A 13,518-nucleotide genomic window follows, 5' to 3' on the forward strand; every position below is an offset into this window, starting at 1 on the left:
CGACCGCAACACCTGCGGGGCAAGCCCGCCGCCTGCAGCTTGTGCACTGCAGGCGGCGGGCTTGCCCCGCAGTGCTTTCTGGCCTCAGTCGCGCTTGACCAGCCCCGGCAGCTGCGCCGCCAGCTTCTGGTTGTTGAACGGTGCGCGGATAAAGCCGCGCTGGCGCCCATCGGGCCCGACCACAGCCAGGTTGCCGCTGTGATCGACGGTGTAGCCGGGCTTGCTGGTGTCAGCAGGGATAAACGGAATGCTCAGGGCATTGGCCAGCTTCTGGGTGTCCTCGATCGAGCCGGCCAGGCCGACGAAATCCTTATCGAAGTAGCCCAGGTACTGCTTCAGCTGAGTGGCGGTATCGCGGTGCGGATCGACGCTGACCAGCACCACTTGCAAACGCTCCAAGGCTTCCTTGGGCAGTTCGCTCTTGACCTGGCGCAGCTGCGCCAGGGTCGTCGGGCAGATGTCCGGGCAGTAGGTGTAGCCGAAGAACAGCAACGACCATTTGCCTTTGAGCTGATCGAGCTCGACCGGCTGGCCGTTGTGGTCGGTCATGCTCACCGCCGGCACGCTGCGGCTCTGCGGCAGCAGGATGATGCCGGCATCGATCAGTTCAGCTGGGTTGGCCTCGCTGCGGCCGTTGAGCACCTTGTTGACGGTCAGGCCGAGGATCAAGGCAACCACGGCAACGAGAATGAAGACGGTTTTCTGGGTTCGGGTCATAGATTCAGCATCAACAGATAGTGGTCAACGAGCAGGGCGATGAACAGGGCGAACAGGTACCCGATAGAGTACTTGAAGGTCTTGATCGCCGCGTGCGGCCGGGTGCCACGGTACAGCACCCAGGCCCAGCGGACAAAACCCAGCCCGAGCAGCAGCGCACAGGCCAGATACAGCAGGCCGCTCATGTGGATGGCGAACGGCAGCAGACTTGCCGCCAGCAGCACCCAGGTATACAGCAGGATATGCAGCTTGGTGTAGGCCTCACCATGGGTCACCGGCAGCATCGGGATCGCTGCCTTGGCGTATTCCTCCTTGCGGTGGATGGCCAGCGCCCAGAAGTGCGGCGGCGTCCAGGCGAAGATGATCAGCACCAGCAACAACGGCTCGGCGGTGATCTGCCCGGTCACTGCAACCCAACCGAGCAACGGCGGCGCGGCCCCGGCCAGGCCACCGATAACGATATTCTGCGGTGTCGCACGCTTGAGAAAACCGGTGTAGAGCACCGCATAACCGAGCAGTGAAGCCAGGGTCAGCCAGGCTGTCAGGGCGTTGGTGAACACCAGCAGCACGCTCATGCCGAGCACCGCCAGAAGCAAGGCAAAGGCCAGCGCTGCCATGGGCGCGATCCTGCCATCGGCCAAAGGCCGCTTATGGGTGCGCGCCATCAATCCATCAATACGCCGGTCGACCACATGGTTGACCGCAGCCGCAGCGCCAGCGCACAGGCCGATACCCAGGTTGCCGAACAGCAACACCGTCCACGGCACGCCCGCACGGGTCGCGAGAAACATCCCGACCAGCGAAGTGATCAGCATCAACAGCACCACCTTGGGCTTGGTCAGCTCGACATAATCGCGCCAGCTGGCCTGCTGCCGCGGCGTGCTCAGAACCGTCGCCATGCGTCACTCCTCATCGGTACATGTGCCCCGGCCACGCGGGTCAAGCGCCAGCCATGGCCGACGCGGACCTTGTCGACCACGCGAATGCGGTAATTCACCAACACCATGCACAGCAACAGCGCAGCACCACCGGCGTTGTGCGCCACCGCGACGGCCAGCGGCAGGTGCAGCAGGACATTGCTGATGCCAAGGCTGATCTGCACCGCCAGCGCCAGCATGACCAGCCCGGCCAGGGCGCGTAAACCGTTGCGGTAGAGCTTGTGGCTGAGCAGCAACAGTACGGCCGTGACCAGTAGTGCACCCAGCCGATGGCTGATATGAATCGCCGTGCGCGCATCACTGTCGAGCTGGCCACCGAGGTAATTGGGGCCGACATGTTGAGTCAGGTGAAAGCCATTGCTGAAGTCAGCCGCAGGCCACCACTGGCCATGGCAAGTCGGCAGGTCGATGCAGGCGACGGCGGCATAGTTGGCACTGACCCAACCGCCCAGAGCGACTTGGCCAATCACGGTCAGCAGCCCCAGCGCGGCGACTCGGCGCAGGCTCAACGGCAGTTTCGGCAATGGCGCAAAGGCCCGGGATAGACGCAGTGATAGCAGCAACAGCAGGCTCAACGTAGTGAAGCCGCCAAGCAGGTGCGCCGTGACCACCTGCGGCCACAGCTTCAAGGTCACCGTCCACATACCAAATGCCGCTTGCGCCAGCACCACCCCCAGCAGCAGCAGTGGCAGACGGTAGGGCTGGCCGTCACGGGCGTGCCGGCGCAGCGCCTGCAACGCCAGCCAGGCAATCACCAGCGCCAGGCCACCGGCAAAGTAGCGATGGACCATCTCGGCCCAGCCCTTGGCTGCTTCAACGGGATGCTCAGGGAAGTGCAGCTCGGCATGGGCCAGCTGCGCGTCGCTTTTGGGCACGCTGATAAAGCCGTAGCAACCGGGCCAGTCCGGGCAGCCGAGACCAGCATGGGTCAGCCGGGTATAGGCGCCCAGCAGTACCACCACCAGCGCCAGCAAGGTTGCGAACACAGCGAGGCGATAGCCGGGTCTGGCCATGGCAGAGCTCCTATCCGATGTTGGACAGCTTGAGCAGATGACGCAGGTCGTCGAGCACGTGCTTGCCCTTGACCGTGGCGTCGTAGCGCAGCACCAGGTTGCCGTGCGGGTCGACGATCCACAGTTGCGGCCCCGGCTCGCTGACGTGCTCGCCGTAGCGCTGCAGGTCCAGCGGATAACGCTGCAACTGCGGGTACTCGCGGGTGAGCAGCTGCTGGTAATCGCTGCTCAGTGGCTGCGCAGCCGCCAGCGCATGGCTGGCGCGGCTGGCATCGCGGCCCAGGCCGATCTGGATCTGCCGCGCCAGGTACACAAGGTTCTGGCAGGGCTGATCACACGCCGCCGGCGCGCTGACCAGCAGCTGCCAGCGCTGCTCCTGCGCCGGGATACCAATGTCGGCCCGGCTCAGGCCGTTGCCGATCATTGCACCGTGATAACTGCGGCCGTCCGGCACCCAGAACTTGAACTTGTACATGCTGGTGGCAAGGATCATCGGGCCGAGGGTGACCAGCAAGATCAGCAACAGCTGCCAGCGTCCGCGGCTGCGGGGCTTGCGGCCTTCAGGCACGTCCAGTGGACTCGTGGCGGCGCTCATGGTGATGCTCCTTGTTGTTATGCCAGCCGAAGTACAGGTACAGCAGCACCAATGCCGCCGCCAGGGCGAACCACTGCACGGCGTAGCCCAGGTGCTTTTCCGGGCCCATGGCGACTATCGGCCAGTCCAGCCGGTAGCTGGCTGGCCCGCCGAGCAGGCGCAGTTCGTGGCCATAACCGTCACGCCCCAACTGCTGCCAGAGCGCAGCGGGGTCGATGGCAGTGAGCAGGTGCGGCCACTGCCCGCCGACCGGGTCCGGGTGCAGTTGGAAGGCCGCGCCGGGGGCGATATAGACCGACGCCTGCAGCGCCAGCGTTTGCGAAGGGGTATCGAAGCGCGCCGGCACACGCCGATCGGGCCAGGGCAGCCAGCCGCGATTTATCAACAGCCAGTGGCCGCTGGCCTGATCGAGAAACGGTTGCAGCAGCTCGACGCCGACCTGGCCGTCGCGCAGGCGGTTGTCCAGCAGCAGGCTGTGATTGGCGTCAAAGTGGCCAAACAGCTGCACCCGATGAAAAGCCGGATCGGCCAGCGACTGCAGCTCGGCCAGCGCCAGCGGCGCTTCGACCTGGCGTTCGGCGTAGGTCGCCAGCAGTTCGCGCTTCTGCTCGGCGCGGCTCAGTTGCCAGCAACCCAGCGCGATCAACCCCGGCAGCAGTGCAAGCACCACCAGAGTCGGCACCAGCCCGGGGCGAAACGGCTTCACCTTGGGCCACGCTGTGCGAACGCTATACTTGCCTGCATCACCAAGCCCCCCGGGGAGTGCCGCCATGCTCAAGGCCGCCATTGTTTTGCTGTTGTTGGCCACTGTTGCCAGCCTGTTCAGTGGCCTGGTGTTTCTGGTCAAGGACGACCAAGACTCGACCCGCCTGCTCAAGGCCCTGACCGTGCGCGTCAGCCTCGCAGCGCTGACCATCGGTCTGATCGCCTGGGGCTTCATGAGCGGGCAACTGGTCTCCCACGCGCCCTTCTAATTGCATCCCACGCGCCCTGTGTAGGAGCGGCCTTGTGTCGCGATTGGGGCGCGCAGCGGCCCCATAAATCGTGCAGCCACCACAGATCGCCGGGCCCGCTACGCGCGCCTATCGCGACACAAGGCCGCTCCTACAGGGTCCGCGCAAGCCGTTACAGCACATAAACAAATACAAACAAGCCAACCCACACCACATCGACAAAGTGCCAATACCAACTGGCTGCCTCGAAACCGAAATGCTGCTGGGCATCAAAGTGCCCACGCAGCACGCGCACGAACATCACGATCAAGATCACCGTCCCCAAGGTCACATGCGCGCCGTGGAACCCGGTCAGCATGAAGAACGTCGCACCATAGATCCCCGAGCCCAACGTCAGCCCCAGATGCACATAAGCTTCGTAGTACTCGTAGGCCTGCAATGCCAGAAACGACAGCCCCAGCAGGATGGTCAGTCCCAGCCACAACTTCAGCGGCCCGCGATGGCCTTTGCGTAATGCGTGGTGGGCGATGGTAATGGTCACACTCGAGCTGACCAACAGCAGGGTGTTGATCAACGGCAGGTGCCAAGGGTCGATGACATCCTTGGGCGGCGGAAACAGCTTTGGGTCCGGCGTGTGCAAAAGCGGCCAGGCAAACTCGAAGTTCGGCCAGAGCATGTGCGCCACACCCTTGGCGCCGTCACCGCCCAACCACGGCCCGGCCAGCACGCGCACATAGAACAGCGCGCCAAAGAAAGCCAGAAAGAACATCACCTCGGAGAAGATGAACCAGCCCATACCCCAGCGGAACGAGCGGTTCATTTGCGCGCTGTACAGCCCCGCCTTGTTCTCCCTGATCACCGCACCGAACCAGCCGAACAGCATGTAGGCCAGGCACAGCGCACCGAAGAAGAAGATCAGCGGCCCGTGCGAATCCGGGTGGCCGGCCTTCAGATCATTGAACCAGGTGCCCAGGCCGAACACCGTGACGAACATGCCGATGGTGGCGATGATCGGCCATTTGCTCTGCGCCGGGACGTAGTAGTGATCGTGGTGTGCCATTGCTGTTCTCCTTCCCTCAGCGGGCGCGCTGGACGCCCTCGGTGCTCAACTGGGCAACCGGCGGGTGGCGAGCGGTGATGTCGAACAAGGTGTAGGCCAGAGTCAGGTGCTTGACGTTGCCCGGCAGGTCGCGGTCGACGATGAACCGCACCGGCATCTCAATGCGCTCACCCGGCTGCAGCACCTGCTGGGTAAAGCAGAAGCATTCGGTCTTGTGGAAATACGCCGCCGCCTCGGCCGGAGTGATGCTCGGTACCGCCTGAGCGCTCATCGGCTTGTCGGTCGGGTTGTGCGCCACAAAGATCATCTGGTTGACCGCGCCCGGGTTGACCTCGACCTGGTCGGCACGCGAGTAGAAGTCCCAGCTCATGTCACCAGCATTGGTCGACATGAACTGCACCCGCACCGTGCGCGAAGGGTCGCTGACCTGGCTGCCTTCATATTGCCCGCCGGTCTTGCCATTGATGCCGAACGCCTTGCACATCACGTCGTACAGCGGCACCAGGGCAAAGCCGAAGGCAAACATCACCACCGTCAGCAGCAGCAGGCGGCGCACCAGGCGTTTGAGTGGCAGGCTGGTCATGGCAAGGCCCTATTTCACTTCCGGCGGCGTCTGGAAGGTGTGGTACGGCGCCGGCGATGGCACCGACCACTCCAGCCCTTCGGCGCCATCCCACGGTTTGGCCGGCGCTGGCCGGCCTCCACGGATGGTCTTGATGACGATGAACAGGAAGAAGATCTGCGTAGCGCCGAACAGGAATGCACCAATCGACGAGACCATGTTGAAGTCGGCGAACTGCAGGTTGTAGTCGGGGATGCGCCGGGGCATGCCGGCCAGGCCAACGAAGTGCATCGGGAAGAAGGCCAGGTTCATGCCGATGAACGACAGCCAGAAGTGCAGCTTGCCGAGGGTTTCGTCGTACATGTGGCCAGTCCATTTCGGCAGCCAGTAGTAGGCCGACGCGAAGATGCCAAAGATCGCCCCAGGCACCAGCACATAGTGGAAGTGCGCCACCACGAAGTAGGTGTCGTGGTACTGGAAGTCCGCCGGGGCAATCGCCAGCATCAGCCCGGAGAAACCGCCGATGGTGAACAGGATGACAAAGGCAATGGCGAACAGCATCGGCGTCTCGAAGGTCAGCGAGCCTTCCCACATGGTGCTGACCCAGTTGAACACCTTGACCCCGGTCGGCACCGCAATCAGCATCGTCGCGTACATGAAGAACAGCTCGCCCACCACCGGGATGCCGACCACGAACATGTGGTGCGCCCAGACAATGAACGACAGAAATGCGATCGCCCCGGTGGCGTACACCATCGAGGTGTAGCCAAACAGCGGCTTGCGTGAAAACGCCGGGATGATCGAGCTGACTGCGCCGAACGCCGGCAGGATCATGATGTACACCTCGGGGTGGCCGAAGAACCAGAACACATGCTGGAACAACACCGGATCACCACCGCCGGCCGCGCTGAAGAAGCTGGTGCCGAAGTGAATATCCATCAGCATCATCGTCACCACCCCGGCCAGCACCGGCATCACGGCGATCAGCAGGAAGGCGGTGATCAGCCAGGTCCAGACGAACAGCGGCATTTTCATCAGGGTCATGCCCGGCGCGCGCAGGTTGAGAATGGTCGCGATCACGTTGATCGCGCCCATGATCGAGCTGACGCCCATCAGGTGGATAGCAAAGATGAAGAAGGTCACGCTGGCCGGCGCATAGGTGGTGGATAACGGCGCGTAGAAGGTCCAGCCGAAGTTGGGCCCGCCACCGGCGCTGAACAGGGTCGATACCAACAGCAGAAATGCCGCCGGCAGCAGCCAGAAACTGAAGTTGTTCATCCGCGGCAGGGCCATGTCCGGGGCGCCGATCATCAATGGGATCATCCAGTTGGCCAGGCCGACAAACGCCGGCATCACCGCGCCGAATACCATGATCAGGCCGTGCATGGTGGTCATCTGGTTGAAGAAAGCCGGTTCGACGATCTGCAGCCCCGGCTGGAACAGCTCGGCGCGAATGACCATGGCGAACGAGCCGCCGAGCAGGAACATGCAGAAGCTGAACCACAGGTACATCGTGCCGATGTCCTTGTGGTTGGTGGTCAACACCCAGCGCATCAAGCCCTTGGCCGGGCCGTGGGCATGGTCGTGGCCATGCTCGTCGATCACTGCACTCATGTCCTGTCTCCTGCCAGCCACTGGCTGCGGCGCAATTTACGGCTCATTTGGCTTCTGCCTGCTTGAGCGCGAGCACGTCTTTAGGCGTGACCATGTCGCCTTTGTTGTTGCCCCAGGCGTTGCGCTCATAGGTGACCACGGCGGCGATATCGACTTCCGAGAGCTGTTTGCCAAACGCGGCCATGGCCGTGCCGGGCTTGCCGTGGAAGACAATGCCCAAGTGGCCTTCGATAGGCCCGGTAGCGATTTTCGAGCCCTTGAGTGCCGGGAACATTGGCGGCAAGCCCTGGCCCTCGGCCTGGTGACAGGCGACGCAAGTGGTGTGATAGACCTTGTCGCCGCGCTCGACCAGCTCTTGCAGGGTCCATTCCTTGCTGGTCAGCTCTTTGAGCTTGGCGGCTTCGGCCTTGCGCTCGCCCAGCCAGGTGTCGTAATCGGCCTGCGACTTGACCTCGACCACCACCGGCATGAAGCCGTGGTCCTTGCCGCACAGCTCGGTGCACTGGCCGCGGTAGATGCCGGGTTTCTCGACCCGGGTCCAGGCTTCGTTGACGAAGCCGGGGATGGCGTCACGCTTGACCGCAAAGGCCGGTACCCACCAGGAGTGGATGACGTCGGCGGCCGTGACCAGAAAACGCACCTTGGCGCCCACCGGGATCACCAGCGGCTGGTCGACCTCGAGCAGGTAATGCTCGTCCTTGGGCGCCTTGTTGTTGATCTGTTCCGCGGGGGTGGCAAGGTTGCTGAAGAACTCGACATCCTGCCCCAGGTATTTGTAATGCCACTTCCACTGGTAGCCGGTGACCTGGATATCGATATCCGATTCACTGGCGTCGTAGATTTCGATCAGGGTCTTGGTGGCAGGGATGGCCATGACGATGAGGATCAGCAGCGGCACCACGGTCCACATGATCTCGACCCAGGTGTGCTCGTGGAAGTGCGCGGCCTGCTGGCCGGTGGAGCGGCGGTGGATCACCATCGACCAGAACATCGCGCCAAACACCACGATGCCGATAACGACGCAGATCCAGAAGATGATCATGTGCAGGTCGAACACTGCGTGGGAGACTTCGGTAGCCCCGGGCGCCATGTTGACGGTCCATGCGCCATGCGCCTGACCGATAACCGACCACAACAGAAGGCCCATCCAGACATGTGGATGTCGCATCATTGCGGGTTCCCCTTATCATTCTTGTAATCCCGGAGGCATAGACCTTGGGCAAGGGGGGGCGGCGGTCAAGACAGCCTGCTTCGACGACCGAGCTCCTCTGCAAACTGCAGGTGGGCCTCATCAACCAATCACGTTCAACCCGAGTATAGACAGCGCTCTAGGCCACGCAACGCGGCCTATGAAAACATCGTCACAAAGCCACAAAACCCAGCAAACCCGCGCCATTGCTGGGTCATGGCATAATGATGGCATCGCTATATTCTTGAGCTCGCACACGTTTGCGTTGCTTATAACAAATGCGTCTTAGGCATCCGGTATACCGAGCTAACTTAGAGCTTTCCGTAAGTACTGTCTTCCGTTTGTCACCCAATGTCCCTGGAGTTGTCATGAACATCGCCGCTGTACGCGAGCAGATCAAACAAGCCCATCAACATGAAAGCCAGAGCGGCCAATTGAAACAGCGCCTCGAAGCGCAACTGCCGCACCTGCATCCGTCCATCCAACTCCCTGAGAAAGATGCTCAGGGCACCCTGGCGCGCTTTGTTGGCGCTTATATCGATGAGGTTCCAGAGCTACTCGAAGCTGCCCATGCGGTCGCGCTCGAAGCTGGCATCGAGTCGCAGATCAAACCGGTATTGAAGATCGCCGAAGCCTATTTCATGCAACCGCCCAGCGTCATGCAAGGGCATGTCGGCCTCGATTGCCTGCTCGATGAAGCCTACCTGGCCCATCGTCTGGTCGAAGAGGTCAACGATCTGTACATCAAGCACTTCGGGCAGCCGCTGATTCCGGCGGACACCACCGTGGCCAACCTGATCGCCCATCAACTGATCGGCGAAGAGTTTGCCAACCAACTGGATGAAGTGGTGCATCACTCGGTCGACGAGATGCTCGACGACGACAGCTTCGCCCTGGAATCGGTCGAAGCCTACCGCGCCACGCTGAGCAGCCCGGCGACCGGTGAAGCCTGGAAACGCTGGCCGTGCCTGTCGCGCCAGCTGGGGGTCGAGCTCGGCCAACCGGCTTGAGCTGACGCAGTGTGAACCGGCCGGTCGCGGGCAACCCGCGACCGGCCAATACTGTTTAGGTGCAGTGCCCGCTCAGGCACCCACGCCCGCCGTGGTCCGCAGCCGCCCCTCGATCCGCCGCTTCAAGCGCCACTGCTCGATCTTCAAGCGCGAGCCCTTGGCGGCATTGCTGCGCCCCCAGTCTTCCAGTAACTCCAGGCACGAGTGGTCGATGTAGCTCAGGTTGCCCAGCGGCACATGCAGGGTCGTGCCCGCAGGCACCTGCTCAAGTACCTGGGTCAGGGCCGGCACCTTGAGGAAGGTGGCCGCGCCGCTCAGGCGCAACTCCATATGCCCAGGCTTGGCCAGGTCGACCAGATTGATTTTCAGCCGGGCCGCCTTGAACGCCAGCTTCAACAGAGTCAAGGCAAAGCCCAGCAAGACCCCGGTCAGCAGGTCGGTGAAGATGATCGCCAGCGCTGTTGCGGCATAGGTGAACATCGGCATCCGGCCATATCGGCCAAGGCTGCGAAACGCCTTGAAATCAACCAGCTTGATCCCGGTATACACCAGCACCCCGGCCAGGCTCGCCACCGGAATCTGCTGCAGCACGCTGCTCAGCACTACCACAAAGCCCAGCAGCCAGACACCATGCAGGATCGCCGAAGCGCGAGTCTGCGCGCCGGCCTGGACGTTGGCCGAGCTGCGCACGATCACCCCGGTCATCGGCAGCGCACCGAGCACGCCGCAGAGCATGTTGCCGATGCCTTGCGCCGAAAGCTCCTTGTCGAAGTCCGAGCGCTGCCCGCTGTGCATGCGGTCTACCGCTGCAGCAGACAGAAGCGTTTCAGCACTGGCGATGAAGGCCAGGGCAAAGGCGGCGACCAGCAAGGTCGGGTCGGCCAGCTTCAGCAGGTCATCCGGGCGCAGCCAGTCGATCGCTTCGGACAGGTCCGCCGGCACCACCACGCGGTTGACCGGCAGTGCCAGCCACATGGCGATTGCGGTCATGCTTGCCACACCGAGCAGCGCGCCCGGCACAAAGCGCAGCCGCTGCGGCCGGAAGCGCTCCCAGGCCCACATCATGGCGATGGTGCCCAAGCCAAGCGCACCGGCCTGCCAGCCATTCCCCGCGTTTTCCAGCGGCAGCGCTGCCAGCAGCGTTTCGGGGAAGGCCAGCAGGTTGTTGAGGCCCGAAGGCTGCGGCGCGGTGTCGAACATCACATGCACCTGCGACAGCACAATCAGCACGCCAATCCCGGCGAGCATGCCGTACACCACCGCCGGTGCCGTAACCCGAAACCAGCAGCCCAAACGAAAACGCCCGGCCAATAGCTGCAGCAAGCCCGCCAGCAGCAGAATCGGCCCAAGCATGGCCATGCCATGCTGGCGCACCAGCTCGAACACCAGCACCGCCAGGCCCGCCGCCGGGCCACTGACCTGCAGCGGCGAACCGGCAATGAAGCCGACCACGATGCCGCCGATAATGCCGGTAATCAGCCCCTTGGCAGGCGGCATGCCGGATGCGATGGCGATACCCATACAAAGGGGCAGGGCCACCAGAAACACCACCACTGAAGCCAGTAATTCTCGCGGCAGGGCCGCCTTGATCTGTGTTTTGTTCACCGTATTTCTCCTTTCTAGACACATGGCCGGTCCGCTGGCCATGGGCACAATGGGCCCCTGACAGGCGCGCAGGCGCCCGCCGCCAGCGCAGATGCCGGCAACTCGGTCAGGGAAATTCAAGGCAGCCGAAGGCCGCACCGCGCCCCTTAGGGTGCGCGGTCGGCTATCAAGGTTTTGCGGGTGTCAGGGTCGCTTAGTAGCGGCCTCTCGGCGTGGCGCTGGGGATCGGCTGGCCAGCCTCCAACGGCAGGAAGCTGTCGCTGACGGCGTCATAGGCTTCGATCCGGCTGGTCTCGATGTCGTAAATCCAACCGTGGATGTGCAACTGGCCAGCGGCCAGGCGCGAAGCGACCGACGGGTGCGTGCGCAGGTGCTGCAGCTGGGCGATGACGTTTTCTTTGGTCACGACCTGCATGGTCTCGTGCTCGCTGCCGCACGAGCAGTTGTCTTCAACCACGGTGCGGGCGACTTCGGCGTGGCGCAGCCAGGCCTTTACGGTCGGCATCTTTTCCAGCGAAGCGGGGTTGAGCACCGCACGCATGGCGCCGCAGTCGGAGTGGCCACAGATGATGATGTGGTGCACACCGAGGGCCAGCACGGCGTACTCGATGGCTGTCGAAACACCACCGTTCATCTGGCCATAAGGCGGAACCACGTTACCGACGTTACGGGTCACGAACAGGTCGCCTGGCGAGCTCTGGGTGATCAGTTCGGGAACAATCCGTGAGTCGGCACAGGTAATGAACATAGCGCGTGGGGTTTGCGCTGTGGCGAGCTTCTTGAACAGCTCTTGCTGCTCTGGAAACACATCGTGATGAAACTTCAGGAAGCCGTCGACGATATGCTTAAGGGCGGCATCGGCGCTTTCGGCCGGGACAGCAGCCGGGGCGGCTTTGGATGGGTCCTTGATGGGCATGATTCATCCTCTAGACGGTGTGGGTAAGTTCCATATTACCGGTTAAAGATTCTGGCTATGCGGGGAATTAGATGACACGCACGGGCCATGAATCACAGTCGGTGTGGACTGATTTCCTACGCTACCGGGGAAAACTTAACTGAAACTTAATTTGAAGGCTCTAGAACGGGCGTTCCAGCTTCATTTGGCGGGACTTTGATAATAGCAAAAAAACATCAGAGGCCAAGGGTCATTAGTAAAAATATTGTGCAGTATTAGTTGGGCTGAAGGGTAACTGCCTGGGCTCAAAACAGTGCCATCTGCCCGCCGGGCCGACAGAACGCCGAGCAGTCCAGCGTTTGCGCCTCGCGGCCGGCAAAATCCAGCCGGCGCATGGCCCGAGAGAAGCGCTGCTGCAACAATTCGGCAAACACCCCTTCACCGCGCATGCGGCTGCCGAACCGGCTGTCGTAAAGTTCGCCGCCGCGGCTCTGGCGGATCAGGCTGAGCACGTGCGCGGCGCGCTGCGGGTAATGATCCTGCAACCACTGTTCGAACAACGGCGCTACCTCCAACGGCAAACGCAACATCATGTACGCCGCACTTTGCGCTCCGGCCTCCTTGGCCGCTTCAAGCAGATGCTCCAGCTCGCTGTCGTTGATCATCGGGATCATCGGCGAGCACAGCACGCCGACCGGGATACCCGCTGCGCGCATCACCCGGATCGCCCGCAGGCGTGCCTTGGGCGCTGCCGCACGCGGCTCGAGCACACGTTTGAGCTCATCATCGAGGGTGGTCAGGCTGATCATTACCCGCACCAGGCGCTGCTGAGCCAGCTCGGTGAGCAGGTCGAGGTCACGCAGAATCAACGAGCCTTTGGTGACGATGGTGACCGGATGGCGAAAGCGCAGCAGTACCTCCAGCAAGCGCCGGGTCAGCAACTGCTCACGCTCGATGGGCTGGTACGGGTCGGTGTTGGAGCCAAGGTTGATCGGTGCACAGACATATCCCGGCTTGCTCAGCTGTTGTTCGAGCACTTCGGCAGCGTTGGTCTTGGCAATCAGCTTGGTTTCGAAATCCAGCCCTGGGGACAAATCCCAGTAAGCATGGCTGGGCCGCGCATAGCAGTAGATGCAGCCGTGCTCGCAACCGCGATAGGGGTTGATCGAACGGTCGAAGGGCAGGTCGGGGGAGGTGTTGCGGGTGATGATGGTCTTGGCGGTTTCGCTGCGGATCTCGGTGCCCTGGGTGAGCGGCACCTCTTGATACCAGCCGTCATCCTCCGCCACCGATACGCTTGGCGCAAATCGGTTATGAGGATTGTCGGCGGTGCCACGACCGCGCACAGGAGAGACTGACATGAGCAT

Annotated in this window: 14 protein-coding genes; 2 read left to right on the plus strand and 12 right to left on the minus strand. The window is 62.5% G+C overall.

Features of this window, described 5'->3' with window-relative positions:
- Positions 1 to 84: 84 nt before the first annotated feature.
- Genes K3F44_RS19410 through K3F44_RS19430 form a run of 5 tightly spaced genes read right to left on the minus strand, consistent with a single transcriptional unit; the run spans position 85 to position 3,969 of the window.
- A complete protein-coding gene (locus K3F44_RS19410) occupies positions 85 to 717 on the minus strand; it encodes an SCO family protein (protein ID WP_188036905.1) in 633 nt (210 codons plus the stop codon).
- Positions 714 to 1,616, minus strand: a complete 903-nt coding sequence (gene cyoE / locus K3F44_RS19415) for a heme o synthase (RefSeq protein WP_101322719.1) — start codon at positions 1,614 to 1,616, stop codon at positions 714 to 716. Before cyoE ends, K3F44_RS19410 begins: the two co-directional genes overlap by 4 nt.
- On the minus strand, positions 1,601 to 2,668 hold the full coding sequence (locus tag K3F44_RS19420) for a heme A synthase (protein ID WP_101322720.1): 1,068 nt from the start codon (positions 2,666 to 2,668) through the stop codon (positions 1,601 to 1,603). Before K3F44_RS19420 ends, cyoE begins: the two co-directional genes overlap by 16 nt.
- A 10-nt stretch (positions 2,669 to 2,678) precedes the next feature.
- Positions 2,679 to 3,263 (minus strand): hypothetical protein, encoded by a 585-nt coding sequence (locus K3F44_RS19425; RefSeq protein WP_150570260.1) that lies wholly within the window; start codon positions 3,261 to 3,263, stop codon positions 2,679 to 2,681.
- Positions 3,229 to 3,969, minus strand: coding sequence for an SURF1 family protein (locus tag K3F44_RS19430; RefSeq protein ID WP_150570261.1), 741 nt, complete (start codon positions 3,967 to 3,969; stop codon positions 3,229 to 3,231). The genes K3F44_RS19425 and K3F44_RS19430 overlap by 35 nt, the downstream gene beginning before the upstream one ends.
- A 64-nt stretch (positions 3,970 to 4,033) precedes the next feature.
- Between K3F44_RS19430 and K3F44_RS19435 the strand changes: the two genes are divergently transcribed.
- A complete protein-coding gene (locus K3F44_RS19435; protein WP_101322723.1) occupies positions 4,034 to 4,237 on the plus strand; it encodes a twin transmembrane helix small protein in 204 nt (67 codons plus the stop codon).
- Positions 4,238 to 4,388: 151 nt separating this feature from the next.
- On the opposite strand, the gene K3F44_RS19440 is transcribed toward K3F44_RS19435, so the two are convergent.
- From K3F44_RS19440 to coxB, 4 genes are read right to left on the minus strand one after another with little or no spacing between them, the layout of a single operon-like run.
- Entirely contained in the window at positions 4,389 to 5,276 is an 888-nt protein-coding gene (locus tag K3F44_RS19440; protein WP_220632819.1) for a cytochrome c oxidase subunit 3, read from the minus strand.
- Between the two features lie 16 nt (positions 5,277 to 5,292).
- Positions 5,293 to 5,859 carry a cytochrome c oxidase assembly protein gene (locus K3F44_RS19445; RefSeq protein ID WP_101322725.1) on the minus strand — a complete coding sequence of 189 codons (567 nt, stop codon included), beginning with the start codon at positions 5,857 to 5,859 and terminating at the stop codon, positions 5,293 to 5,295.
- A gap of 9 nt (positions 5,860 to 5,868) precedes the next feature.
- The gene (ctaD, locus tag K3F44_RS19450; protein ID WP_101322726.1) at positions 5,869 to 7,452 is read right to left on the minus strand and encodes a cytochrome c oxidase subunit I; all 1,584 of its coding nucleotides are present in this window, start codon (positions 7,450 to 7,452) and stop codon (positions 5,869 to 5,871) included.
- A 43-nt stretch (positions 7,453 to 7,495) separates the two neighbouring features.
- Complete coding sequence (gene coxB, locus K3F44_RS19455) at positions 7,496 to 8,623, minus strand: cytochrome c oxidase subunit II (RefSeq protein ID WP_150570262.1); 1,128 nt, start codon at positions 8,621 to 8,623, stop codon at positions 7,496 to 7,498.
- Positions 8,624 to 9,009: 386 nt separating this feature from the next.
- On the opposite strand from coxB, the gene K3F44_RS19460 reads away from it, so the two are divergent.
- Complete coding sequence (locus tag K3F44_RS19460) at positions 9,010 to 9,651, plus strand: hypothetical protein (RefSeq protein ID WP_101322728.1); 642 nt, start codon at positions 9,010 to 9,012, stop codon at positions 9,649 to 9,651.
- A 72-nt stretch (positions 9,652 to 9,723) separates the two neighbouring features.
- On the opposite strand, the gene K3F44_RS19465 is transcribed toward K3F44_RS19460, so the two are convergent.
- The 3 genes from K3F44_RS19465 to K3F44_RS19475 form a co-directional block, all read right to left on the minus strand.
- Entirely contained in the window at positions 9,724 to 11,256 is a 1,533-nt protein-coding gene (locus K3F44_RS19465; RefSeq protein WP_101322729.1) for a SulP family inorganic anion transporter, read from the minus strand.
- 193 nt (positions 11,257 to 11,449) lie between these two features.
- On the minus strand, positions 11,450 to 12,172 hold the full coding sequence (locus K3F44_RS19470; protein ID WP_101322730.1) for a carbonic anhydrase: 723 nt from the start codon (positions 12,170 to 12,172) through the stop codon (positions 11,450 to 11,452).
- 284 nt (positions 12,173 to 12,456) lie between these two features.
- Positions 12,457 to 13,512, minus strand: a complete 1,056-nt coding sequence (locus K3F44_RS19475; protein WP_101322731.1) for a PA0069 family radical SAM protein — start codon at positions 13,510 to 13,512, stop codon at positions 12,457 to 12,459.
- Positions 13,513 to 13,518: the final 6 nt, after the last annotated feature.

It is taken from the genome of Pseudomonas sp. S07E 245 (genome assembly GCF_019599025.1).
Lineage (GTDB): Bacteria > Pseudomonadota > Gammaproteobacteria > Pseudomonadales > Pseudomonadaceae > Aquipseudomonas > Aquipseudomonas shirazensis.

Excerpts from the sequence above, each read along its gene's own strand:
- K3F44_RS19445 (WP_101322725.1), bottom strand. The coding sequence starts at position 5,859 with ATGACCAGCCTGCCACTCAAACGCCTGGTGCGCCGCCTGCTGCTGCTG.
- K3F44_RS19440 (WP_220632819.1), bottom strand. The coding sequence starts at position 5,276 with ATGGCACACCACGATCACTACTACGTCCCGGCGCAGAGCAAATGGCCG.
- cyoE (WP_101322719.1), bottom strand. The coding sequence starts at position 1,616 with ATGGCGACGGTTCTGAGCACGCCGCGGCAGCAGGCCAGCTGGCGCGAT.
- K3F44_RS19475 (WP_101322731.1), bottom strand. The coding sequence starts at position 13,512 with ATGTCAGTCTCTCCTGTGCGCGGTCGTGGCACCGCCGACAATCCTCAT.
- K3F44_RS19435 (WP_101322723.1), top strand. The coding sequence starts at position 4,034 with ATGCTCAAGGCCGCCATTGTTTTGCTGTTGTTGGCCACTGTTGCCAGC.
- K3F44_RS19470 (WP_101322730.1), bottom strand. The coding sequence starts at position 12,172 with ATGCCCATCAAGGACCCATCCAAAGCCGCCCCGGCTGCTGTCCCGGCC.
- K3F44_RS19410 (WP_188036905.1), bottom strand. The coding sequence starts at position 717 with ATGACCCGAACCCAGAAAACCGTCTTCATTCTCGTTGCCGTGGTTGCC.
- ctaD (WP_101322726.1), bottom strand. The coding sequence starts at position 7,452 with ATGAGTGCAGTGATCGACGAGCATGGCCACGACCATGCCCACGGCCCG.
- K3F44_RS19420 (WP_101322720.1), bottom strand. The coding sequence starts at position 2,668 with ATGGCCAGACCCGGCTATCGCCTCGCTGTGTTCGCAACCTTGCTGGCG.
- K3F44_RS19460 (WP_101322728.1), top strand. The coding sequence starts at position 9,010 with ATGAACATCGCCGCTGTACGCGAGCAGATCAAACAAGCCCATCAACAT.
- coxB (WP_150570262.1), bottom strand. The coding sequence starts at position 8,623 with ATGATGCGACATCCACATGTCTGGATGGGCCTTCTGTTGTGGTCGGTT.
- K3F44_RS19425 (WP_150570260.1), bottom strand. The coding sequence starts at position 3,263 with ATGAGCGCCGCCACGAGTCCACTGGACGTGCCTGAAGGCCGCAAGCCC.